18 protein-coding genes are annotated in these 22,992 nt (G+C 71.9%); 9 read left to right on the forward strand and 9 right to left on the reverse strand.

The window, feature by feature from the left end; genetic code table 11:
* Nucleotides 1–192: 192 nt before the first annotated feature.
* The gene (locus AB0F88_RS12755) at nucleotides 193–2,904 is read left to right on the forward strand and encodes an alpha/beta fold hydrolase (protein ID WP_362681500.1); all 2,712 of its coding nucleotides are present in this window, start codon (nucleotides 193–195) and stop codon (nucleotides 2,902–2,904) included.
* Nucleotides 2,901–3,866 (forward strand): ABC transporter permease subunit, encoded by a 966-nt coding sequence (locus AB0F88_RS12760; RefSeq protein ID WP_362681503.1) that lies wholly within the window; start codon nucleotides 2,901–2,903, stop codon nucleotides 3,864–3,866. Before AB0F88_RS12755 ends, AB0F88_RS12760 begins: the two co-directional genes overlap by 4 nt.
* Nucleotides 3,867–3,927: 61 nt before the next feature.
* On the opposite strand, the gene AB0F88_RS12765 is transcribed toward AB0F88_RS12760, so the two are convergent.
* A complete protein-coding gene (locus AB0F88_RS12765) occupies nucleotides 3,928–4,095 on the reverse strand; it encodes a hypothetical protein (protein WP_362682527.1) in 168 nt (55 codons plus the stop codon).
* A gap of 212 nt (nucleotides 4,096–4,307) precedes the next feature.
* On the opposite strand from AB0F88_RS12765, the gene AB0F88_RS12770 reads away from it, so the two are divergent.
* Nucleotides 4,308–6,422, forward strand: coding sequence for an ATPase (locus tag AB0F88_RS12770; RefSeq protein WP_362681506.1), 2,115 nt, complete (start codon nucleotides 4,308–4,310; stop codon nucleotides 6,420–6,422).
* Nucleotides 6,423–6,424: 2 nt separating this feature from the next.
* Here AB0F88_RS12770 and AB0F88_RS12775 read toward each other — a convergent pair whose 3' ends face one another.
* Nucleotides 6,425–7,420 (reverse strand): 4-epi-cubebol synthase, encoded by a 996-nt coding sequence (locus tag AB0F88_RS12775; protein WP_362681509.1) that lies wholly within the window; start codon nucleotides 7,418–7,420, stop codon nucleotides 6,425–6,427.
* Nucleotides 7,421–7,491: 71 nt separating this feature from the next.
* On the reverse strand, nucleotides 7,492–7,884 hold the full coding sequence (locus tag AB0F88_RS12780) for an ankyrin repeat domain-containing protein (RefSeq protein WP_362681512.1): 393 nt from the start codon (nucleotides 7,882–7,884) through the stop codon (nucleotides 7,492–7,494).
* 102 nt (nucleotides 7,885–7,986) lie between these two features.
* Between AB0F88_RS12780 and AB0F88_RS12785 the strand changes: the two genes are divergently transcribed.
* On the forward strand, nucleotides 7,987–8,895 hold the full coding sequence (locus AB0F88_RS12785; protein ID WP_362681515.1) for a PAC2 family protein: 909 nt from the start codon (nucleotides 7,987–7,989) through the stop codon (nucleotides 8,893–8,895).
* 66 nt (nucleotides 8,896–8,961) lie between these two features.
* Nucleotides 8,962–10,017, forward strand: a complete 1,056-nt coding sequence (locus tag AB0F88_RS12790) for a Gfo/Idh/MocA family oxidoreductase (RefSeq protein WP_362681518.1) — start codon at nucleotides 8,962–8,964, stop codon at nucleotides 10,015–10,017.
* 138 nt (nucleotides 10,018–10,155) lie between these two features.
* Here AB0F88_RS12790 and AB0F88_RS12795 read toward each other — a convergent pair whose 3' ends face one another.
* A complete protein-coding gene (locus AB0F88_RS12795; RefSeq protein WP_362681521.1) occupies nucleotides 10,156–10,953 on the reverse strand; it encodes a tyrosine-protein phosphatase in 798 nt (265 codons plus the stop codon).
* 160 nt (nucleotides 10,954–11,113) lie between these two features.
* Between AB0F88_RS12795 and AB0F88_RS12800 the strand changes: the two genes are divergently transcribed.
* On the forward strand, nucleotides 11,114–11,986 hold the full coding sequence (locus AB0F88_RS12800; protein ID WP_362681524.1) for a hypothetical protein: 873 nt from the start codon (nucleotides 11,114–11,116) through the stop codon (nucleotides 11,984–11,986).
* A 38-nt stretch (nucleotides 11,987–12,024) separates the two neighbouring features.
* Here the strand turns inward: AB0F88_RS12800 and AB0F88_RS12805 are convergent, their stop codons facing one another.
* Both AB0F88_RS12805 and AB0F88_RS12810 read right to left on the reverse strand, forming a co-directional pair.
* Entirely contained in the window at nucleotides 12,025–14,502 is a 2,478-nt protein-coding gene (locus tag AB0F88_RS12805; protein WP_362681527.1) for an NB-ARC domain-containing protein, read from the reverse strand.
* Between the two features lie 260 nt (nucleotides 14,503–14,762).
* On the reverse strand, nucleotides 14,763–16,862 hold the full coding sequence (locus AB0F88_RS12810; protein ID WP_362681530.1) for a M6 family metalloprotease domain-containing protein: 2,100 nt from the start codon (nucleotides 16,860–16,862) through the stop codon (nucleotides 14,763–14,765).
* Nucleotides 16,863–17,004: 142 nt separating this feature from the next.
* On the opposite strand from AB0F88_RS12810, the gene AB0F88_RS12815 reads away from it, so the two are divergent.
* Nucleotides 17,005–18,123 (forward strand): hypothetical protein, encoded by a 1,119-nt coding sequence (locus AB0F88_RS12815; protein WP_362681533.1) that lies wholly within the window; start codon nucleotides 17,005–17,007, stop codon nucleotides 18,121–18,123.
* 171 nt (nucleotides 18,124–18,294) lie between these two features.
* On the forward strand, nucleotides 18,295–18,762 hold the full coding sequence (locus AB0F88_RS12820; RefSeq protein ID WP_362682484.1) for a nitroreductase/quinone reductase family protein: 468 nt from the start codon (nucleotides 18,295–18,297) through the stop codon (nucleotides 18,760–18,762).
* Here the strand turns inward: AB0F88_RS12820 and AB0F88_RS12825 are convergent.
* A complete protein-coding gene (locus AB0F88_RS12825; RefSeq protein WP_362681536.1) occupies nucleotides 18,722–19,138 on the reverse strand; it encodes a MarR family transcriptional regulator in 417 nt (138 codons plus the stop codon). The two genes, AB0F88_RS12820 and AB0F88_RS12825, sit on opposite strands and share 41 nt — an antisense overlap.
* Before the next feature lie 123 nt (nucleotides 19,139–19,261).
* Between AB0F88_RS12825 and AB0F88_RS12830 the strand changes: the two genes are divergently transcribed.
* Nucleotides 19,262–20,995, forward strand: coding sequence for an ABC transporter ATP-binding protein (locus AB0F88_RS12830; protein ID WP_362681539.1), 1,734 nt, complete (start codon nucleotides 19,262–19,264; stop codon nucleotides 20,993–20,995).
* 158 nt (nucleotides 20,996–21,153) lie between these two features.
* On the opposite strand, the gene AB0F88_RS12835 is transcribed toward AB0F88_RS12830, so the two are convergent.
* Both AB0F88_RS12835 and AB0F88_RS12840 read right to left on the reverse strand, forming a co-directional pair.
* Entirely contained in the window at nucleotides 21,154–21,933 is a 780-nt protein-coding gene (locus tag AB0F88_RS12835) for an arylamine N-acetyltransferase (RefSeq protein ID WP_362681542.1), read from the reverse strand.
* Nucleotides 21,934–22,114: 181 nt separating this feature from the next.
* The gene (locus AB0F88_RS12840; RefSeq protein ID WP_362681545.1) at nucleotides 22,115–22,969 is read right to left on the reverse strand and encodes a helix-turn-helix domain-containing protein; all 855 of its coding nucleotides are present in this window, start codon (nucleotides 22,967–22,969) and stop codon (nucleotides 22,115–22,117) included.
* Nucleotides 22,970–22,992: the final 23 nt, after the last annotated feature.

Here is a 22,992-nt window from a genome sequence, read left to right on the forward strand (position 1 = left end):
CCTCGCTCCGCAATCGGGGACAACCCTGAGCATCGGGGCCGCTCCCTCCCTCCCGCCCCGGGGGTGATCACCCGCGCCCGGTTCCGCCGCCGGCCGCGGCGGCCGGCCGGCGGTTGACCCGCGCCTGACCGGCGCTAACGCTCCTGAGAACGGTCTCAGGAGGCTCTCAGCTCCGATCAGTAGGCTCTCGTCATGCAACGTGGGGGAAAACGGACCGTCTGGGTCGCGCTGGTCGCCGTGCTGGCCGTCGGTGTCGCGGCCTGGCTGGTGTGGCCGTCCGAGGCGGACGTGCGGGCCCAGAACCAGATGATCACGGTGGTCGACGGGCCGGGTGACGACCAGCGGGTCACTCTGGACACGAGCTTCTTCCCTCCGGCCGGAGGAGGCAGGGCTCCCGCCGTGCTGCTCGCGCACGGCTTCGGCGGCAGCAAGCAGAGCGTCAGGGACGCCGCCGTACGGCTGGCGCAGGACGGCTACGCCGTGCTGACCTGGTCGGCGCGGGGCTTCGGCCGCTCCTCGGGGCAGATCGCGCTGAACTCCCCCGACTACGAGGTCAAGGACGTGCGCCAGCTGGTCGACTGGGTCGCCAGGCGGCCCGAGGTCCGGCTCGACGCGGCGGGCGACCCGCGGGTGGGCGTCGCGGGCGGCTCCTACGGCGGGGCCATCGCGCTGATGGCCGCCGCCCACGACCCCAGGATCGACGCGATCGTCCCGCAGATCACCTGGCACGACCTGGCCGACGCGCTGTTCCCGAACGCCACCGGGCAGGGCCCGGAGAGCGGGGTGTTCAAGCGCATGTGGGCCGGGCTGTTCTTCAGCCGCGGCGGCCCCGCGCCGGGCGCGGCCGGCCTGGCCGCCCTCGGCGGCGGAAGCGGTGCGGGCCGCGGGGAGGACGCAGAGGACGGGGAGAGCGGGGCCGGGGCGCCGTCCGCGCCGCCCCGGCCGCTCACCGCGGAGGAGGTCCGGTGCGGCCGGTTCCTGCCGGAGATCTGTGACATGTACCAGAAGGTGGCCGAGAGCGGCCGGGCGACGGCGGACGCGGTGGCGACGCTGCGCAGGTCCAGCCCGATCTCGGTGCCCGGCAGGATCAAGGTTCCGACGCTGCTGCTCCAGGGACAGCGCGACTCGCTGTTCACCCTGGGCCAGGCGGACGCCAACGCCAGGGCGATCGCCGCGACCGGCGCCCCGGTGGAGGTCGCCTGGTTCGACGGCGGCCACGACGGCGGCAACGGCGAGGTCGACTGGCTGCACGACAGGACGCTCGGCTGGTTCGACCGCCACCTGAAGGGGGACGGAGGGGCCGGCCGGGAGGGCGGCGCCTTCACCGTCACCCGCGACGGCGGACGCGACCCCGGCACCCGGCGCCCGGTCCAGCTGCACGCCGTCGCCGGCGGCTATCCGGGGCTGTCCGGCACCGGCCAGACCTCCGTGCCGCTCGGCGGGCCCGAGCAGCGGGTGGCCAACCCGCCCGGCGGATCCCCCGCCTCGATCTCCGCGGTCCCCGGCTTCGGCGGTCTCGGCGGAGGTGCCACCGCGAACCTGTCGATCGACATGGCGGGCCAGAGCGCCGCCTTCGACTCCGTCCCGCTGGCCGCCCCGCTCCAGGTCACCGGCAGCTCGACCGTACGGGTGCGGGTGACACCCGAACCGTCCGCCCCCGCGGGAGGCGACACCGCGGGGAGCGGCCCGGACGCCGGCGAGGCGGAAGCGGGGGCCGCCGAGACGCCGGCCGGGAGCGGCGGGACGCGTGCGGCGGGCGAGGTGACGCTGTTCGCCAAGCTCTACGACGTCGCGGGCGCGGCGCAGGCACCGATCCTGCCCGAGGGGCTCGTCGCCCCGGTCAGGATCGCGATCCCCGAGGGCGGCTCCGGCGAGGCCACCGTGACCCTGCCGGCCATCGACCACAGGTTCGAGGTCGGGCACCGGCTGCGCGTCGCGTTCACCACCACCGACCTCGGCTACAGCACCCCCGCGCCCCCGGCCGTCTACCGGGTCGCCCTGGCCTCACCGGCCGTGACCGTCCCCACCCACGCCGCCCTGCGCACCCCCTCGACCGGCCCCGCCTGGTGGATCTGGGCGCTGCCGCTGCTCTCCCTCGCCGTCGCGGCGGCCCTGCTGCTCGCCGGACGCCGCCGGGCCGCCGACGAGCACGACCCGGAGCTGGACTCCGTACCGCTGCGGATCCACGGCCTGACCAAGGCGTACCGCAACGGCGAGCTCGCGGTGGACGACCTGTCGTTCACCGTCGAGCACGGCCAGGTGCTCGGCCTGCTCGGCCCCAACGGGGCCGGCAAGACCACCACCCTGCGCATGCTGATGGGCCTGATCAAACCCGACGGCGGCGAGGTGCGGATCTTCGGGCACCGGGTGGTACCCGGCGCCCCGGTCCTGTCCAGGCTCGGCTCGTTCGTCGAGGGCCCGGGTTTCCTGCCGCACCTCAATGGCCGCGACAACCTGGAGCTGTACTGGAAGGCGACCGGCCGGCCCGCCGAGGACGCCCGGTTCGCCGAGGCCCTGGAGATCGCCGATCTCGGCAAGGCCCTGGACCGCGCCGTCCGCACCTACTCGCAGGGCATGCGCCAGCGCCTGGCCATCGCGCAGGCCATGCTCGGCCTGCCCGACCTGCTCGTCCTGGACGAACCCACCAACGGTCTCGACCCGCCCCAGATCCGCGAGATGCGCGAGGTCCTGATCCGCTACGCCAGGGGGGGCCGTACGGTCATCGTCTCCAGCCACCTGCTCGCCGAGGTGGAACAGACCTGCAGTCACGTGGTGGTCATGCACCGCGGGCGCCTCGTCACGGCCGGGACCGTGGCCGAGCTGCTGAGCAGCCGCACCCCGGTCAACGGCTCCGGCACCCGCCTGGAAGACGTCTTCCTGGACCTGATCGGAGAGAAGGCGTGAGCGACACCGACGGTACCCGCGGCACCATGACCGGCGCGACGGGCGACGGCCCCAGGCCGGACCGGGGCACGAAGCACACGGGGAGCACGAGGGCCCCGGGGAGCGGGGCCGCGGAGAACGGTTCGGCGCGCGGATACGCGCCGGGGCGCACGCTGCCGCTCGCCGTGGAGATCGTCCGGCAGTTCAAGCGGCGCCGCACGCTGGTGATGTTCGGCCTGCTGCTCGCGCTGCCGTGGATCCTGGTGATCGCCTTCAAGGTCGGCGCCGGATCCGGGCAGCCCACCACCACGTTGCGCATCTCCGACCTGGCCACCGAGGGCGGGCTGAACTTCGCGGCGTTCGCCCTGTCGGTGTCGGCGAGCTTCCTGCTGGTCGTCGCGGTGGCCCTGTTCTGCGGCGACACCGTGGCCAGCGAGGCCAGCTGGTCGTCGCTGCGTTACCTGCTGGCCGCCCCGATCCCGCGCGACCGCCTGCTGCGGCAGAAGCTGGTCGTCGCGATGGGCTACTCGGCGGCGGCGGTGATCTGCCTGCCGGTGATGGCCCTGCTGGCCGGGACCCTCGCCTTCGGGTGGAACGACGTCCGGGTGCCGGGGACCGGTGAGACGATCGCCGCCCTGGACGTGCTGCCCCGGTTCGGGGTGGTGATCGGCTACGCCCTGGTCAGCCAGTTCGTGGTCGCGGCCCTGGCCTTCCTGCTCTCCGTCAGCACCGACTCCCCGCTGGGGGCGGTCGGCGGGGCGGTCGGCCTGGTGATCGTCAGCAACATCCTGCAGGCGGTCGAGGCGCTCGGCGGGCTCAGGGAGTTTCTGCCGACGTTCTGGAACACCGCGTGGCTGGACGCCCTGGCCCCGCAGCCGGAGTACGACGGCATGCTCAAGGGGGTGGCCGTCTCCGTCACCTACTCGGCGATCCTGATCGCGTTCGCCTTCCGCCGCTTCCGCGTCAAGGACGTTGTCTCCTAGCCCGGCTCACGGCGGGGTTCCCACGCTGGGGCCCCGCCCCCGGGGCCGTCCCCGGCCGGGGTCACCCCCAGTGGGGAGGGCGGTCCTCGATCAGGCGGGCGTCGTCGTCGGCCTCGCGCCACTCGCTCCAGCCGAGATCGGTGTCGTCGGCGGTCTGGTCGGGCAGGATCGGCAGCCCGTCGTCGGCGAGATCGACGGGACGCAGGTCATCGGGTTCGCGCACTGTCACGCGCTCCATGCTAGCCACCCGCGCGGCCCGCGCCCTCCCTCCCGCGGAAAGGCCGCCCTTCGCCCTCGGAGAAAGCCCGGCCCCGGGAGAAGGCCCGTTCCCTCCCCGACCGCCCTGAAAGCCCTGCCCCGTACCCCGTGACGCCGGGGACAGGCGGGAGCCCAGACGGTACGATGCGGGGGCAGGTTCCGGCTATCCCCCCGTGAGGCGCCATGACAACGCCAGCAGGATGGCGGCGAGACGGCAATCTGCCCAACGAGCTGACCAGCTTCGTGGGGCGCACCAGGTTGCTCACCACACTCCGGCAGCGGCTGGGCGAGCACCGCCTGGTCACGGTGACCGGCATCGGGGGCGTCGGCAAGTCCCGCACCGCCCTGCGGATCGCGCACCAGATGCGGGGCGACTTCAAGGACGGCGTCTGGTTCGCCGACCTGGCCCGCCTCCAGGACTCGGGGATGGTCCGTCACACGATCACCTCGGCCCTCGGGATCGCCGACCAGTCCGCCCGCTCGGCGGACGAGACGCTGGTCGAGTGGCTGGGCGACCGCGAGATCCTCCTGATCATCGACACCTGCGAGCACCTGGTCGACGCGTGCGCCGCCCTCTTCGAGGACCTGCTCGGCAACGCCGCGGGCCTGACCATCCTGGCGACCAGCCGCCAGTCGCTGAACGCCAGGGGCGAGCACACGGTCACCATCCCGCCGCTGATCGTTCCCGGCGACTCCCCGGGCGAGGACGTCTTCACCAACGAGGCGGTGCAGCTCTTCGTCGCGCGGGCCAGCGCGGTGGTGCCCAACTTCATGCTGGACGAGCACAACGTCGGCCCGGTGGCCGAGCTCTGCCGCCGCCTCGACGGCATCCCGCTCGCCATCGAGCTGGCCGCGGTCCGGATGCGCGCCCTGTCGGTGGAGCAGATCCTCGGCCTGCTGGCCGACCGGTTCAGCCTGCTCGCGGGGGCCAGCCGCACGGCGCTGCCCAGGCACCAGACGCTGCGGGCCGCGATCGGCTGGAGCCACGAGCTGTGCGAGCCGGCCGAGCGGCTGCTGTGGGCGCGGCTGTCGGTCTTCGCCGGAGACTTCGAGCTCGACGCCGCCCGCTACGTCTGCTCGGGCGACAGCCTCCCGTCCGAGGACATCATGGAGCTCATCTCCAGCCTGGTGGAGAAGTCGATCCTGCTGAGCGACGGCACTCCCTCGGGGCACCGCTACCGGTTGATCGACACCCTGCGGCAGTACGGCGAGGAGTGGCTGGACAAGCTCGGCGAGACGGCCGCGATCAGGGAGAAGCACCGCGACTACTACCTGCAGCTGGCCAAGCGGAGCGAGGACGCCTGGTCGGGCGCCCGCCAGGTCTACTGGTACGTCAGGATGCGCCACGAGCACGACAACATCCGCGTCGCGCTCGACCACTGCCTGAGCACCCCCGGCGAGGTGCAGGCGGGGCTGAAGCTCCTGTCCTCCCTGTGGTTCATGTGGGTGGCCTGCGGGCTGGCCCGCGAGGGCAGGCTCTATCTGGAGAAGACCCTGGAGCTGGCGCGCCAGCCGAGCCCCGACCGGTGCAAGGCGCTGTGGGTGCTGTCCTACATCAACAGCGCGCAGGGAAACATCACCGGCGCCATCGAGGCGGCGGAGCAGTGCAGTTCCGACGCCGTCAGGGTCGGCGACTCGGGCGCGGTCATCCTGGCCACCAAGATGCTCGGCACGGCCGCGTTCCTGCAGAACGACCTGCAGAAGGCGAGCGCGCTGCTGGGCGTGGCGATCGAGTTCCACAAGAGCGGGCGCGAGCTCAACCCGGGCCTGCTGCCCTCGATCGTCGAGCTGTCCATGGTGCTGCTCATCCAGAACGAGCCGGCCGAGGCCGAGGTGCTGCTGCGCGACTGCATCGCGGTCTGCACCCAGCGTGGCGAGCTGTGGCTGCGCTCGTACGCCATCTACGCGCTCGCCAGCGTCTACCAGGCGATGGGCCGCTCCCCCGAGGCCATGTCGAACGCGCGCGAGGCGCTGCGGCTCAAGCGCTACTTCCACGACGTGCTCGGGATCGGCCTGGCGATCGAGGTGGTGGCCAAGCAGGCGCTGGAGGACGGCCAGGCGGAGCTCGCCGCCCGGCTGATGGGCGGCGGCCAGGCCAACTGGCGGACCTTCGGGATGCCGCAGCTGGGCTCCCCGTTCTTCAACTCCGAGCACGACCGCTGCGTCAAGGAGTGCAGGCGCGTCCTCGGCGAGGAGGCTCATGAGAAGGCATTCGCCCAGGGCAGGAAGCTGAACCTGGAGGAGCTGATCGTCCTCGCGCTCGGAGACCACGAGGACGGCCAGGTCCTCCAGGGGTGAGTTCATCCCGCGGGGGGCTTCGGCGCCTCCTGCTGCCAGGCGCCCGTGTAGCGGGAGCTGGTCAGTGAGTAGTCGACGCTGCCGCTGATCCAGAACTCCAGGCCGCGCACGTAGGCGAGCACCGCCTCGGAGCCGAGCGCCTCCAGCGAGGGGCGCAGCGCCACCATGTCGGCGATGGCCCGGTTGCGCATGGCGCCGATCGCCTCCATGGCCTGCTGCCGCGAGTAGCCCCGGTGCCTGGCGAGCACGCTCACCAGGTTGTTGCGGGAGTTGGCGCTGTCGCTCTCCTTGGCGTACGAGATGAGGTCGTTGTCCCAGACGACGACGTCGTTGGCGCTCTCGGTGATCGCCTTGACGTCGGGGTGGCGCCATTCCTCGGGGGTGAGGCTGCATCCGCTGGCGAGGTCGATGAGGGCGAAGACGGTGAGCATGGCGCCGGTGCGCCGCCGCATGAAGATGTAGTCGTCCACCTTCGGCACGACGTCGGCCTCGCGGTTGGCGGCCTCCCACACCTGGGCGAAGAGGTAGTCCTTGGTGACGGCGCGCCAGCGGTCGAGCTGGTCGTCGTCGCCGTACGTGGAGATCCTGGTCTTGATCTCCAGGAGGGCCCCGGCGAAGACGTCGTCGACCTCCTGGCCGGCCTCCAGGTCGTCGAGGACGGTGAAGAGCCGGGGCAGGGCGCGGGTTATCTCACCGGCGCCGCGGCCCGACTCGCAGAAGGCGTCGTCGAAGGCGAACAGCCACACGCACCAGTCGGTCGCCAGGCGGAGCGTGTGGTGTTCGGCATAGGGGTACGTGCGGGCTCCCAGCCAGCCGTACTTGGCTTGACGGTAGCGCTCGACGGTCTCGGCGTCCTCCAGGATGCCCCTGCCGACGAGCCAGTCGAGGGTCTCGGTGTTGACCCTCTCGACATGGGGGTTGACCTCGCTGGGGAAGGGACAGGGTAACGGAGGGATGCGGAGAGATAGTCCTGACCTACGCTTAGTAGTAGTTCCCACTACCCCAGGATGGCTGAAGGCAGCCCGTTTTCCTATACGTCAGGAAACACCTGGATATCGTGGTTTCTGAGTTATCGCGCGAACCATTCCAGGTATTCGTGCTGGCCGAACATCCGGGCCGCGTCCGCCGCGGAGGGGGTCCCGGCGTGCGGATCGGCCCCCGCCTCCAGAAGTGCCCTGATCACAGCGGGTTCCTTCTTGAACACCGCGCCCGCCAGCGGCGTCTGCCCGCGGTCGTTGGCCCTGCCGGGGTCGGCGCCCAGCTCGGCCAGTGCCCGGACCGTGCCGGCGTGGCCGTGGTAGGCGGCGAGCATCAGCAGGGTGTCGCCCCTGTCGTTGGTGAGATCGACCGGGACCCCCGCTCCGACATAGGCTCGGAGTCGCTCCGTCTCGCCGGTCCTCGCCAGGTCGAACAGACGGGTCGCGAACTCCTCGAGCTCAGGGTCAGACTGCATGTGACCCATTGTGCCCCGGTAGGGTGCCGTGTGATCGCCGAGGGTAGGCGGAATTCAGCGGACCCCCCGCGGGTTGAGCTGAAGAGACGACCGACGAAAGGCTGGAAAACGGTGTTCGACCCGACGGATCTCTACCGGCTCAGCGGAGACGTCCCTGAGCTGACCGATCCGGTGCTGCTCTACCACTTCGACGGGTTCGTGGACGCGGGCGGTGCCGGGCGGCTCGCCATCACCCACCTGCTCGACGAGCTGGAGCACCGGGTCGTGGCGACCTTTGACGTGGACCGTCTGCTGGACTACCGCTCCCGGCGGCCCACCATGACCTTCGACACCGACCACTGGGTGGACCTGGAGAGCCCCGAGCTGTCGCTGCACCTCCTGCACGACACCACCGGAACCCCGTTCCTGCTGCTCAGCGGCCCCGAGCCGGACCGGGAGTGGGAGCTGTTCACCGCCGCCGTCGACACGCTGGTCACCCGGCTGAACGTCGGCAGGCTGGTGACCATCCACGGCATCCCGATGGCCGTCCCGCACACCCGCCCGCTGGGCGTCACCGGCCACGCCAGCCGCCCCGAGCTGGTCACCGGCCAGACCAGCGCCTTCGGCAAGGTCCAGGTGCCCGGCAGCGTGGCCTCGCTGATCGAGTTCCGGCTCGGCGCCAAGGGGCACGACGCCCTCGGCTACGCCGTGCACGTGCCGCACTACCTGGCCCAGGCCGAATACCCGTCGGCCGCGGTGACCGCGCTGGAGGCGGTCACCAGGAGCAGCGGGCTGGTGTTCCCGCTGGAGGGCCTGCGCGAGGCCGCGGAGAAGACCGACGCCGAGATCGCCGAGCAGATCCAGGCCTCCCAGGAGCTGTCCACCGCCATCACCGGCCTGGAGCAGCAGTACGACGCGTTCGCGGCGGGCTCCGAGCGCGAGAGCCTGATGGCCGAGTCCTCGGAGATGCCGACCGGCGACGAGCTCGCCGCCCAGTTCGAGGCGTTCCTGGCCGAGCGTGACGAGCAGCGCGGTGACTGACCTCCGCACCGGGGACGGGACCGGGCACCCGTACGAGACCGTGTCCGCCGGCGCCCTGTCCGCGCGATGACCGACCTGCGCGTGGGCCTCGTCGGGTACGGGGTCGCGGGGGCGTTCTTCCACGCCCCGCTGATCTCCGCGACGCCCGGCCTGAGACTGTCCGCGGTGGTCACCGGTGACCCGGAGCGGGCCGCCGAGGTGTCGGGGAAGTACGGCGCGCGAGCGGTCCGGGACGCGGCCGAGCTGTGGGACTCCGTCGACCTGGTCGTGATCGCCTCCCCCAACCGCACGCACGTCCCGCTGGCGCAGGCCGCGCTGAAGGCGGGCCTGCCGGTGGTGGTGGACAAGCCGCTGGCCGCGACCGCCGCGGAGGCGCGCGCCCTGGCGGAGCTGGCGCGCGATCTGGGCCTGATGCTGACCGTGTTCCAGAACCGGCGCTGGGACGGCGACTTCCTCACGCTCGGGCGCCTGGTCGCGGCGGGCGAGCTGGGCGAGGTCACCCGGTTCGAGTCGCGTTTCGAGCGCTGGCGGCCGGTGCCGAAGGGCGGCTGGCGCGAGACGGGCGGGACCGAGGAGGTCGCCGGGCTGCTGTACGACCTCGGCAGCCACCTGGTCGACCAGGCCCTGCGGTTGCTCGGCCCGGCCGTCGACGTCTACGCCGAGTCGGACGTGCGCCGTTCCGGGGTGAACGCCGACGACGACACCTTCATCGCCCTCTCCCACGCGGGCGGGGCCCGCTCGCACCTGTGGGTCAGCGCGGTCACCCCCCGGCTGGGACCCCGCTTCCGGGTGCTCGGCTCGCGGGCGGGCTACCTGAAGTACGGCCTGGACGTGCAGGAGGAGCAGCTGCGCGCCGGTCTGACCCCCGCCTCCTCCGGCTTCGGCGAGGAGCCGCCCGAGCGCTGGGGCACCCTCGGCGCGGAGGACGGTTCCGGCGACACCCGCACCGTCCCCACGGAGCCCGGCGCCTACGCCGGCTTCTACCGGGCCGTGCTGGCGTCCCTGCGCGAGGGCGCCCCGCCGCCGGTCGCCCCCGAAGAGGTCGTCGAGGCCCTCACCGTGCTGGAGGCCGCCCGCCGCTCGGCCGCCGAACGCCGGGTCGTCGTCCTGGAGAACCGCTGACCGGACAGGCGGGCTCGTCCTGAAGAACCGTCGGCCCGAGCGGGCGGGCCCGTCCCGGAGAACCCCCGGTTCGCGCGGGCGGGCCCGTCCCGCCGGTGAACCGCCACGCGCGGGCGGGCCCGTCCCGCGGGAGAACCGCTAGTCGCGCAGGCGGGCGCGGAGGGTCCGCGAGTCGGCCTCGGTCCAGCCGTGCGAGGCGAGCCACTCCAGCGGGCCGCCGAAACGGTCGTCGAGGACGTTCAGGAACTGCTCCATGTACTCCGGCCTCGGGCGGTGGTCGTCGGCCGGGCGGGTGTCGAGGTCGTCGCGGTAGGTGTCGCTGGAGCGCAGCCGCACCAGGATGCCCTCGATGCGGTCGGCCGTGGCGACGTAGTCGGCGACGATCGCCTCGCGGGTGGCGCCGGCGACCTCGAGCGCGAGGGCGCAGAGGACACCGGTGCGGTCCTTGCCCGCGGCGCAGTGGACGAGGGCGGCCCCCTCGTCGCGGGTCATGGCGCGCAGCGCGGCCAGCACCGAGTCGGGGCGGTCGCGGAGGTAGCCGTAGTAGAACCCGGTCACCCGGAGCTCGGCGAGATCCTCCTCGCCCCGCTCGGTCCAGGGCAGCACCTTGTCGCCCTCGATGGTGTCGGCCTCGACGTCGGTGTACACGCCGCCCTCGGCGAACAGGGTGTGGTGGTGGATGCTCACCTCCGGCACCTCGGTGAGCGGCCCCGGTCCCTCCAGGCGCACCTCGGCGCCCGAGCGCAGGTCGACGACGTTGCGGAGTTTCAGGTCGGTGACGAGTTGCCGGACGTCCCGCCCGGTCAGCCCCTGCAGGTTGTCGGACCGGTAGATCCGGCCGAAGCGTGTGGTCCCGCCGTCCACCGTATCGAGCCCGCCCAGGTCGCGGACGTTGGCGGCACCTTCAAGATCGATCCAACGCGTGAAGTCGTTCATCGCCTTCGAGTTTATACGTCGCTTTACGCCCGGACAGTTAACACCCGGCGCCGGTTTCCGTAATTACCGAAGTCCTCATATGCCATCCGTAAATGCGTCGTACCTCTATCTATGGGGGACAGTGGAAGGACCCGCCGGTACCCCGTCACGAGGAGGTCGCGTGGATCCGAGGAGACGCCCCCCGCACCTGCTGATCGATCCGGCCCTGCCCGACCCGATCTCCTCGGTCTTACGTGCCAGCCCGCAGGCGCTGCGCGCGGCCCGGCTGGGACAGGTCCCCCGCCGCCGCGGGCCCGACCCCGTCAAACTCATCGCGATCGCCGGGCTCCTGCTGCTCATGGCGAGCCTGAGCGTCACGGGAGGCTTCATCGCCGCCCTCGTCCTGATCTCCTTCTCCGCGCTGCGCGGCCTGAGCGACGACCCCGAGAACCGGCGGGAGCGGCGGCGCGTCCGGGTGGCCATGGAGCACAAGGACCGGTTCATCCTGCCGGAGGACCTCGACAACGACTGCGGTGACCTGCTGCGCCGCACGCAGGACGCCACCGAGTCGGTCCTCGCCTCCGAGATCAACCGGGCCCGCCTGCTCGACACGATCGACAACGCGGTGACCCTGCCCGACCAGACCTGGCAGATCGCCAGGAAACTGGTGCGGCTGTCGGACATGAAGGCCGAGCACGGCCGGCTCGTACCGGGCGCGCCCCCGCCCGAGGTGGCCGAGGCCTTCGCCCCCTACGTCAAGGCCCTGGAGACCGCCGAGACCTCGCTGACCAGGCGGGTCCGCGCGCTGGAGGAGTACGCCAGGCAGGTCCGCAAGGCCGACGGCGTCTACCGCGCCTACCAGCAGCTCCAGGTGCTCGCCGAGCGGACCCCGCAGTACGAGGCGCTGGTCGCCGAGACCGCGGAGGACGCGCTCACCCTCCCCGGGCTGGAACACCTGACCGAGCAGGCCCAGCAGGTCAGGAAGCTGTTCCACGAGAGCATCGACGAGGCGCGCGACGCCGCCCGGCACCTGCTGACGGCCGCCGAGTCCTGACGCCCCGGCCCACCCCCGGGCCCGGCAGGCGTACGCCCTCAGCCGTCCGCGCGGCGCAGGAGCTCCAGGGTGCTGTCCATCCCCGCCTGGTTGCCGAGGCTGCGGTAAATGCTCCGGGCCTGCCGCAGGACGGAGACCGATGCCTCCCGGTCCCCCGCCTCCAGGTGGGCCTCCCCCAGGTAGCGCAGGCTCCTCGCCATCCACCAGCGGTCGCCCAGCTCCCCGAAGTCGTGCACCGCCCGCAGGAGCGACTCCTGCGCCTCGCGCGTGCGGCCGAGCCGCCCGTGGGCGCGCCCGGCCGACAGCTCGGACCTGGCGACGCCCCAGGAGTCGCCGAGCGCGGTGAGCATCTCGGTGGCCCGGCGCACGTAGGTGAGCTCGCGCAGCGCGTTGGCCGGGTTGCCGACCTCCCCGGCCGCGCGCAGGCACCTGGCCTCCTCCCACAGCTCCCCGCGCAGCCGGAACATCTCGGCGGCCCGGTCCAGGCTGAACCCGGCCCTCGCGAAGTCCTCACCCGCGGCGCGGACGTCGCCGGCGGCGTGCAGCTCCCTGGCCGTCGCGCCGAGCACCTCGCCGTACGCGCGCAGCGTCTGCGCCTCGGAGTAGCGGTTGCGGTCGCGCTCGAACACCGCCAGGGCGTCCTCCAGCAGCTCCCGCGCCTCCTTCGGCCTTCGCTGGGCGAGCCGGAGCTCGGCGAGGTTGCGCTGGGTCCTGGCCACCCACCAGCGGTCGTCCTCACCCTTGAAGGCGGTGATGGCGCCGATCAGGTGGCCCTGCCCGCGGTCGAGGTGGCCGTCGTTGAACAGGGCCATGCCGACCGCGCGCATCGCCCGCGCCGCCCACCAGGTCTCGCCGAGATCGACGAAGATCTCCAGTGCCCGCTCCGCGTCCTTCATGGCGCTGCGGTGGCCGCCCTGCCCGCCCGCCACCGCCGACCGGTCCAGCAGCGCGATGCCCACCGCCCGCGGGTCGCCCATGTGGTCCGCGGCCTCGCACAGGATCTCGGCGACCGCCCGCCAGTCGGACCAGTAGGCCCGCAGGGAGTGGCAGAGCGAGCAGAAGGCCCGGCCGAGCCCCCAGGCCAGCTCCCACATCTCCATGCTCCTGGCCTGGCCGATCGCGGCGACCAGGGTGAGCCGCTCGGCGTTGAGCCAGTCGGCCGCCGAGGTCTGCTCACGCGTCGCCGCCGGGGCGGGCTCCGCGCCGGTGGGCCTGGCCCTGCGCCCCCAGTCCTGGGGCCAGCGGGCCACGGCCGCGGCCTCCGCTCGGCGGCGGTAGCCGGACAGGACCCGCTCGACGGCCGCCCTGCGGTGGCTCTCGTCGTCGTCGGAGAGCGCCAGCTCCCGGGCGAAGATCTTGACGAGGTCGTGCAGCCGGTAGCGCATCACCCCGGACAGGTCGATGCCCGAGCACTCGGCGAGCTGGGCGTCGATGAGCGCCTCCAGCTGGTCGGCGCCCTCGGGTTCGGAGGTGGCGAGCAGTTCCCCCGCCACCCAGCCGGGCACGTCGGGGGCGCTGACCATGCTGAGCAGCCGCAGCAGGCGGCGCTGGAGCCCGGTGCAGTCGTCGTAGCTCAGCTGCAGGGAGGCGCGCACGCTCTTGTCCAGCCTGCGGCCGATCTCCAGCTGGCCGAGGCGGCTGCGCTCGTCCCTCAGCCGGTCGGCGAGGCGGCGCAGGGTCCAGTTCTCCCGGGTGGCCAGGCGTCCCCCGCAGATGCTGATGGCCAGCGGCAGGTGGTCGCACATCCGTACGATCTCCTGGGCCGATTCCAGGTCGGCGGCGACCCTGTCGTCCCCGGCCAGCCGCGCCAGCAGCTCGACGCCCTGCGCCTCGCTGAACACCGACAGCCGCTTGTCGTAGGTGTTGAGCAGGAACAGCGGCTGCCTCGACGTGACCATCACCGCGCAGCCGGCCTCGGCCGGGATCAGGTCCTTGACCTGGTCGCCGTCGTGGGCGTTGTCCAGGCAGATCAGGATGCGCCTGCCCTTGGTCCAGGTCAGCCAGAGCGTGCGCAGCTCGGCCAGGCCGCCCGGGTCGGTGGTGAGCCGCACGCCGAGCGCGCGCAGGAAGCCGATCAGCACCTCCTCGGGAACGACCGGGGCCTCCACCTCGCCGCGCAGGTCGGCGTAGAGACGCCCGTCGGGGAAGCTGCCGGCGATCTCGTGCCCGAACCTCGCGATAAGCATGGACTTGCCCACCCCGCCCCTGCCGTACACAGAGACGACCAGCGGCGAGGCGCTCCCCGCCTGGTCCCGGGCGCGGCGGCGCTCGGCGAAGACCTCGCGCAGCTCGGCCAGCGACTCGGTACGGCCGGTGAAGTGCGCGGAGACCGGCGGCCACTGGTCGGGCGGGCGCCACGGTGTCCCGGCGGCACCGGCGTCCCGATCCCCGGAGCGCGAGCCGGCCGTCGCCCAGGTGAGCAGGCCGACCAGGAGACCGGCGACCGCGGTGACGCCGACCTTGGCCTCGGTGGGCAGGTCCCACACGTCCAGCGAGGTCGCCAGGACGCTGGCCACGGCCGCGGTGAGGCCGGCCGCGGCGGGCGCCGCCAGCGGGATCCTGCGTCTCGGCGGCTTCGGCGGTTTCGGCGGTTTCGGACCATGCTGGTCAGGTACGTTCGACGGCCCGGCCATCCACACCCCTCGGCGAAGACCACGGCACGCCGCGGTCCCCGTACCGGCCGGCGCGTTCTCTCATGATTGATTCAACCAGACGCAATGCCGGTGGCCGCGTGCCTCCACGGCCACCGGCGGGTGAACTCGTCTCTCCGGACGCCCTAGCGCCCCACGGCGAGACAGGTCGTCCTGGCGGTCTTGGACGGGTCGCTCTCGGAGGTGGCGGTCAGGGTCACCTTGGCGAGGTGAGCGCCTCCCGCCGCGCGCCGGGCGTTGACGGTGACCACGGTGTTCTCGCCGGAGTCGGCGGTCGCGAGCTCGTTGGGCAGCGAGGCCGTCCAGCCGCGGCCGTCGACGGTCGCCGAGAGCCGGTAGACGTCGCCCTTGAGGTAGGCGCTCACGTCCTCGGGGTGCTGCCCCTGTGCCGGGGCGGCCCTGCCGGTGTTGAACAGCGGGAAGCGGCAGGACGTCAGGTCCTTGCCCGACGGGACGCCGACGGACGGGAGCAGCTTCACGCCGCGCCTGTTGGGCCCGGCGCCGTCCAGGGAGCGGATCGCCACCGTGTACGACAGGACGCCCTTGCGGTCGCGCTTGAGGTCGAGGACGTAGAAGTGGAGCCGGTTGGCCTGGTCCACGTACTCGAACTCCGAGCCCGAGCCGGTGCCCGCGTGGAACAGCGCGTCCGACAGCTGGCGGTAGTCGCCGACCGTGATGGGCACGGCGGTGCCGTCCGGCAGCACGTAGTCGGTCATGCCGATGTCCTGCGGGTTGGCGTCGACGACCCACTCGAACGGCGCCCGGTCCTCGTTCTTGGTCTTGGCCAGCAGCACGCCGGAGTCGGGGGTGAAGGAGTCGGCGCCCATCCTGTCCACGACCTCGACGGTGTAGTTGTCGTAGCCGCCGCCGTCGCAGAACGGGTCGGTGTTCGCGTCACAGGCCGGGCTGCGGTCGCCGTTCCCGAAGGCTATGTTGACCCCTGACAGGCCGGTGGGTCCCGGCTGGGCCACCCGGGCCGTCACCTTGGCCACGACGAGCCCCGACTCGGCCAGCGCCTCCCTGGACAGGCGCAGCACGTTGGCCTCGTCCACCATCTCCAGCTTGATCTTGTTGCGGAGCATGTGCTGGGCGCCCATCGAGCCGCCCGAGGTGGGCGGGATCAGCCAGCGGCTGTGCGGGCCGCCGGGGCCGTTGAAGCTGCCCCGGCTGAGCATCTCCCAGATGCCGGTGTAGGCCCGGCGCGGTGGCACCCCGAACGGGTTGTTGTAGTTGTCGCCGATGCCGAGGATGTGGCTGAGCTCGTGGGCGTAGACGCCCTGCCCTGAGCTCTCGGCCTGGGTGGAGGAGCCGCCCCCGGCGTTGGGCCAGATGGACGAGGCCGAGGCCCAGGACGTCCACTCCACGTAGCGGGTCCTGGCCCAGTTGGGCAGGGCCGGGTCGGGCGGGCCGAAGTCGTCGGTCACCGCCTCCTTGGTCGGGAACTTGATCGGGCCGAACTCCTGCCAGGTGGCCGACTCGTCCTGGCCCGCGCTCAGGTAGAAGACGAAGTCGAAGCCGGCCGGGATCTCCTGGCCGACGGAGCCGACCCACGCCGCCCGCGCGTCGGTCCTGATGTTCCGGTTGCAGGTGTCGCCGGCCGGGCAGGCGGTGCCGCCCTGGAACTCCATGGCGTACTCGTGCGACTTGCCCGGCATCTGGTACGGGCCGAACGAGGTCAGCTCCACGCCGTAGCGGCCTCCCGAGTCCTCCATCCAGTACTCGTGGATGGTGTGCCCCCGGTTGAGCTCGTTGGGGGTGTTCAGGAAGTTCCGGTAGAAGGTGGCGACCTGGTCGCGGGGGATGTCGTGGGCCTCGGCGCTGGGGTTCCTGAAGACGGTCGAGCCCTGGGGCTGGGTGACCACGAACGGCTGGTTGGGATAGTCGGCCAGCACGAGCGCGCCGCGGAAGGTGCGCTTGGACCCCTTGACGGCGGGGTCGGCCCAGTTGGTGCCGGGGGGCTTGCGGTAGTCGGCCCACGTCATGTGGTCCGGGTTCTTCCAGTTCTGCGGGTCGATCGGCGCCGGGCCGGCGGGGTCGGCGCGCCGCGCGGTCCCGGCCTCGGGGGCGTCCTGCTGCCAGGGCTGGGTCCGGGGCCAGTGGTCCAGGCGCCAGGGGTGTTCGGGCTCGGGGGCGGGGTCGGCGGAGGCGGGAACGGAGGTGAGACCGATGGGGATCAGCACGATCGCGGCGAGCAGCACTTTCAGCAACCTGGGGGGTCGTATCACGTTAAAAGACGGTATAGACCGTTTTCAGATAGATCAACAATCTTCTGTCAGGAAGGTGGAGAGACGTTTACCGGAGATGCATTTGAGATCTACGGTCACTCCCCTTAACCTCTCCAAAGGGGACGAACTCACGGGAGTGCCTATGTCGACGCGTGCCGGGCGGATCATCGGCACGCGCCCCCGGGGAATCGTCTCCGTTCACTGCGCCCCCCTCATCCTGCCCGTCGCGAGCCCTCCCGTCAGGGACGGGGCGATCGTCGTCAGGGGCGACCGGATCGTCCGGGTCGGGCCACGCGCCGAGATCGAGGCCGCCCACCCCCTCCTGACCCCGGTCCGCTGGCCGGGCATGATCGTGCCAGGGCTGATCGACGCGCATCTCCGGCTCGACAGGGCCTCCGCCGCGCCGTCCGTCCACGGCGTCACCGCGGTGGGGGGCGTCGCCGCGGACCTCGACGCCGCCTCCACCCTCGGCGAGGCCGGGCTGGGCGGCGTGACCTACCTGGAGACCCGCTGCGAGGACGAGGATCGCTGGGAGGACGAGGGGCGCGACCGGCTGATCACCGCGATCCGCGAGGTCGACCACCCGGGCGTGATCGGCATCGCCGCCCACTCCCCCGACCCCCATGTCATGGAGGACCTGGCCGTCCTGTCACGGACGTTCGGGCTCCGGCTGCACACCGAGCCGGGCCGCCACCCGATCGGGTTCCTCGACGAGGTGGGAGTGCTCGGCGCGGGCTGCCACATCGCGATCTCCGGCCCGCTGGACGAGGCCGACCGCAAGCTCCTCGAAGCCCGCGGCACGGTGATCGCCATCTCGTCGCCGTTCGCCGCCGAGGGTCTCCTCGACGGCGAGAGCGCGATCGCCGTCGGCACCCGTACGGGCGGCGACCCGCTGTCGGTCGCCCGCGCGCTCTCCCACGCGCCGGGCCACGACCGGCTCCTGGTCGAGGCGGTGACGCTGGGCGGCGCGCGGGCGCTGGGCATGGCCGAGGGCCCCGGCCGCCTGGGCTCCCTGGACCGGGGCGGCCGCGCGGACTTCGCCGTCTTCGCGGTGGAAGTCGGCGAGGCCGGTGAGCGGGACGCCTACACCGTCCTGCTGCACGAGGGGCCGGGCCGGTGCGTGGCCACGTTCGTGGGCGGCCGGCCGCGCTGGCGCCTCGACGAGACCGCGAACGCCGGGGACGCCGGGGACGCCGCCGGCGCAGATGACGTCGGTGGCGCCGTGAACGCCGGTGACGCGAAGAGCAGACGTCTGGCCTGACCGCCGCCCTCCCCCGCCGTTCGCGATTCGCCCGGCGAATCCGCCGCGTCCCCTCTTCGAATCCCCGCGAGGATGAAACAGTGGGTCATGGCGGAAAACACGTCTCACGCGGTGACCATCAAGGAAACGCCCGTCGTGATGAAACTCATGATGCGCCTCTTCAACCCTCTGATGCGCAGGCAGGTGCGCAGGGGAAAAGCACAATCCGTCACCGGCGTGATACTTCTCCACTTCACCGGAAGGAAGACCGGTAGAAGGTATGAGATTCCCGTCATGAAGCAGGGCGAGAACGGCAGGCTGTGCGTCTACACCGAGGCCGGGTGGAAGGCGAACCTGCGCGGTGGCGCCGATGTCGAGGTGACGGACATGGGGGTGCGCACCCCCATGCGCGCCGAGCTGATGGATGATCCCGACGCCATGGCCGCCGAGGTGGAGGGCCTGATCGAGAGGATCGGGCTCAAGGAGGCCCGGCAGCGGCTGGGCGTCGTCGTCCACGTCGACCGCCCGCCGACCCGCGAGGAGCTCGCGGAGGCGATCCGGCGGCGCGGCCTCGGGATCGTCTACCTGACGCCGAGGGCGGACAAGACGGCGGCAGCGGTCAGGCGGACTGGGCGTCCACCGCGCCCAGCAGCTCCCTGAGCCGGTCCTGCTGCTCGGGGGTGAGCACCGAGAACAGCTCCTCGGCCACCCGCCTGCGCGCCTCACGCACCCGCTCGTACCGCTCGCGGCCCTCGCCGGTGACCACGAGCAGGGTGGAGCGGCGGTTGGCGGGATCGACCTCGCGGCGCACCAGCCCGGCCTCCTCCAGGGCGTCGACCACCGGGGTCACCGAGCGCGGCACGATCCGCAGCCTCTCGGCGAGCTGCACCATCTTCAGCGGCGGCTCGGAGTCGACGATGACCCGAAGCGCCCGCGCCTGGCCGGGGCTCAGGCCGAGCGGGCCGAGCCGCTCACCGTACCCCCGCCGCAGTCGATGGCCGACGCCGTGCACCAGGTCGGCCAGTTCCGTCTCCACAGCGCCGAACTTATCCCAGTACCGCCGGGAATGAATGTGAGTTAACCTCTGTTTGAGTAAACATCACAAAGGAGTTTCATGGCCAAACCAACCGGAAGTGCCGCACGGCACGAAACACCCGATATGAGCGACGAACCCCGCGCGCCCCTGTGGCGCGTCGTCGGCCTGTTCCGCCCCTACCGGGGCCGCCTCGCCGTCGTGGGCGCCCTCATCGGGCTGTCCTCGCTCGTCTCGCTCGCCTCGCCGTTCATGCTCCGCTCGGTGCTCGACGACGCCATCCCGCACGGCAGGACCGGCCTGCTGACGCTGCTCGCGCTCGGCATGGTCGTGGTCGCCGTCGTCACCAGCGTGCTCGACGTCGTCCAGACGCTGATCTCCACCGGGGTCGGCCAGCGCGTCATGCACGACCTGCGCACCAGCGTCTACGGCCACCTGCAGCGCATGTCCATGGCCTTCTTCACCCGCACCCGGACCGGCGAGGTGCAGTCGCGCATCGCCAGCGACATCGGCGGCATGCAGCTGGTGGTCACCTCCACCGCGGCCTCGATGGTCTCCAACCTGACCACCGTGATCGCGACGATCATCGCGATGCTCGTGCTGGACTGGCGGCTGACCATCGTGTCGCTGCTGCTGCTCCCCGTCTTCGTCGCGATCAGCCGCAGGGTCGGCCGGGAACGCAGGAAGATCACCTCCGAGCGGCAGCGGAAGATGGCCGCCCTGTCGTCGATGGTCCAGGAGTCGCTGTCGATCAGCGGCATCCTGCTGGGCCGGACGATGGGCCGCGGCCCCGAGCTCACCGGCCGGTTCTCCGCCGCCTCGGACGAGCTGGCCGACCTGGAGGTCCGTTCCAGCATGGCCGGGCGCTGGCGGCAGTCCACCATCCAGATCATCATGGCGGCCATGCCCGCGGTGATCTACTGGGCCACCGGGCTGACCTCGGCCGTCTCCATCGGCACCGTCGTCGCCTTCACCACCCTCCAGATGAACCTGTTCCGGCCCGCCGTGTCACTGCTGCGGCTCGGCGTCGACGTGCAGAGCTCCCTGGCGCTGTTCGGCCGGATCTTCGAGTATCTGGACCTGCCGGTGGACATCCACCCCGGCACCCGCACGCCGGAGACCGTACGCGGCGAGATCCGCTTCGAGCACGTCGACTTCTCCTACGGCGAGGCCCCGACCCTGTCGGACGTCGACCTGACCGTCCCCGCGGGCACCACCCTGGCCGTGGTCGGCGAGACCGGCTCGGGCAAGACCACGCTGAGCTACCTGCTGCCCCGCCTGTACGACGTGACGAGCGGCCGGGTCACGATCGACGGGGTGGACGTGCGCGACCTCACCTTCGAGGCCCTGGCCGAGACGGTCGGCGTCGTCTCGCAGGAGACCTACCTGTTCCACTCCTCGATCGCCGACAACCTCCGGTTCGCCAGACCCTCCGCCACCGACGAGGAGATCGTCGCCGCCGCGCGGGCCGCCCGGATCCACGACCACATCGCGTCACTGCCCGACGGGTACGACACCGTGGTCGGCGAGCGCGGCTACCGCTTCTCCGGCGGCGAGAAGCAGCGCCTGGCCATCGCCAGGACCCTGCTGCGCGACCCGCCCGTGCTCATCCTCGACGAGGCCACCAGCGCCCTGGACACCCAGACCGAGCGCGCCGTCCAGGAAGCCCTGGACGCCCTGTCGCACGGCCGTACCACCATCACGATCGCCCACCGCCTGTCGACGATCCGCGACGCCGACCAGATCGTGGTCCTCGACCACGGCCGCGTCGTCGAACGCGGCACCCACGACGGGCTTCTCGCGGCCGAGGGCCCCTACGCCGCCCTCGTCAACCGCGACCGCTCCCTCGCCTCCGCCTGACCACCGCACATCGTGGAGAATCTCGAACGGGGGCCGACCTCCCTGTTCGGTGATGACTGGCTGGAGGACTGATGGGCGCCCAGGACAGCGTTGACGTTCACCACCTCTCCCGCTCACCACCTCTCCCGCTCGCCACCGAGCGGGCCGGGAACGGAAGGTCACGCCCCGGCGGACGGGATCCGGTCGAGTGTGATCCCGAAGTGGTCGAGGTAGGCGGGCAGGAGCTCGCTCTCGTCCAGGACGCGTTCGGTGCGCTCACCGTCAACGGTCTGGATCAGCCTGCGGTCGCGGAGCGTGGTCCTGCCCCGGGCCGTACGCATCGAGCAGACCGGCGCCTTGGTGAAGTGCGACCGCGGGGAGGTCGCCTGCCACCAGCACATCGGGACGAAGTCTGCCAGCTCGTAGGGCCGGGCGGTCAGCCGGTAGGCCGGGTCGCCGTTGTGCGTGATGTCGAGATCGCCGCGGTCGCCGTGGTCACCGGGAGCGGGCGCGATCCGGAACACGCCACCGCCGTCCTTCTGCTCCGCGCGCTCGTCGAGCCGCAGCGGCTCGTCGGTGAAGTCGCCGAACCCGACGTCGACCAGCCACGGCTCGTCGAGATCGACGCGGAGCACCAGGTGGTCGAAGAGCGGCCCCGGCACGCTGCCGTCGAAGCCCCTGGCGGCCAGCAGCGTCACCCGGTAACCGAGGCCGGTCAGCAACTCGGCGAGCAACCCGTTCAACTCGTAGCAGAAGCCCCCGCGACGACGGCCGACGACCTTGTCGAACAGCGCGTCGGATTCGAGGGAGATCGCCTCACCGAGATGGATGCTCAGGTTCTCGAACGGCACCGCCCTCAGGTGCGCGAGCTGCAGGGCCCGCAGGCTTTGAACATCCGGCTCCGCGGGCCGGGTGACGCCCAACCTGTCCAGATAATGAGTGATCCGCGACTCGTCCATGGGGCAAGCAAACCACGCGCCGCTCATGGATGACGCGGGGATGTCTCGCCGGCGGAAGGGTCTCCGGCCCCCCGCTCCCGGCAGAAGGTCTCGACGCGGCGCCGGCGGTACGGACAGCTCGCAGGCGTGGGCGTGGGCGTGGGCGTCGGCCGGTGCGCCGATTCGGCGGCGGAGGCCACGTTCACCGCCGGTGTCCGCCGCCGTGCCTCTCTTGATGCCTCCTGTCCGGGGCGCGGCCGGGCGCGGCCCGCCCGAGTTCGGCGAGGGCGGAAGCCGTCGCCGCGTCGGCCGGCAGGAAGGCCTCCATCCGCAGCTCGGCGACGGTGACGTCGACCGCGGTCCCGAAGTGGGTCAGAGTGGTCAGGAGCCGAAGCTCGCCGTCGCCGAAGCGAAGCCGCAGCGGGACCGCGAAGCCGAGATGATCCGGCCCCGGTTTCCGGAGGCGATCAGGTAGCAGTTTCGTGAGCTCGGTGACCAGCGCCTCAAGCCGGCCGTCGGGATTGCGGGCCGCTTCCAGCCGGAGATGGTCGATCACGTGCCAGGCCCATACGTCCAGGTTGATGATCCGCGGCGCCATTCCTCGCGGATCCAGCAACAAGCGGGGGACGTTGACGGGCGGCGCGAGGAGATGGGACGCCACGCCCTCGGTCAGCGCCCAGAACGCGTTGTTGGCCGAGACGAGATCGCCGTGCCGATCGACGATCACCGCGGGATACGGGTGGTGCCCTCGCAGAACGCCTTCCAGCGCGATGCGGACCGGTTCGAGCTCGGGGTCGTCGAACCGGGTTTCCGGGTAGGCGGGGGCGTAGCCCGCAGCCAGCAACAGCGCGTTTCGCTCCCGAAGCGGCATCTCGAGCGACTCGGCGAGCCGTACGACCATGGCCCTGCCGGGGGTCGATCGGCCGCTCTCGATGAAGCTGACGTGCCGCTGCGTGGTTCCGGCGCGTAGAGCGAGGTCCAGCTGGCTGACGCCGCGGCGCCCGCGCCACTCGCGCAGGACACCGGCGAACCCGCCGCGTTCCGAAGTGCTGGTCACCGGACCTTGTCTAACGCAGTGAA

Origin of the sequence: Streptosporangium sp. NPDC023963 (assembly GCF_040639135.1) — a bacterium.
Taxonomy (GTDB): Bacteria; Actinomycetota; Actinomycetes; order Streptosporangiales; family Streptosporangiaceae; genus Streptosporangium.

Excerpts from the sequence above, each read along its gene's own strand:
- AB0F88_RS12820 (WP_362682484.1), top strand. The coding sequence starts at position 18,295 with ATGCGCAGGCAGGTGCGCAGGGGAAAAGCACAATCCGTCACCGGCGTG.
- AB0F88_RS12790 (WP_362681518.1), top strand. The coding sequence starts at position 8,962 with ATGACCGACCTGCGCGTGGGCCTCGTCGGGTACGGGGTCGCGGGGGCG.
- AB0F88_RS12770 (WP_362681506.1), top strand. The coding sequence starts at position 4,308 with ATGACAACGCCAGCAGGATGGCGGCGAGACGGCAATCTGCCCAACGAG.
- AB0F88_RS12755 (WP_362681500.1), top strand. The coding sequence starts at position 193 with ATGCAACGTGGGGGAAAACGGACCGTCTGGGTCGCGCTGGTCGCCGTG.
- AB0F88_RS12795 (WP_362681521.1), bottom strand. The coding sequence starts at position 10,953 with ATGAACGACTTCACGCGTTGGATCGATCTTGAAGGTGCCGCCAACGTC.
- AB0F88_RS12815 (WP_362681533.1), top strand. The coding sequence starts at position 17,005 with ATGTCGACGCGTGCCGGGCGGATCATCGGCACGCGCCCCCGGGGAATC.
- AB0F88_RS12830 (WP_362681539.1), top strand. The coding sequence starts at position 19,262 with ATGAGCGACGAACCCCGCGCGCCCCTGTGGCGCGTCGTCGGCCTGTTC.
- AB0F88_RS12835 (WP_362681542.1), bottom strand. The coding sequence starts at position 21,933 with ATGGACGAGTCGCGGATCACTCATTATCTGGACAGGTTGGGCGTCACC.
- AB0F88_RS12780 (WP_362681512.1), bottom strand. The coding sequence starts at position 7,884 with ATGGGTCACATGCAGTCTGACCCTGAGCTCGAGGAGTTCGCGACCCGT.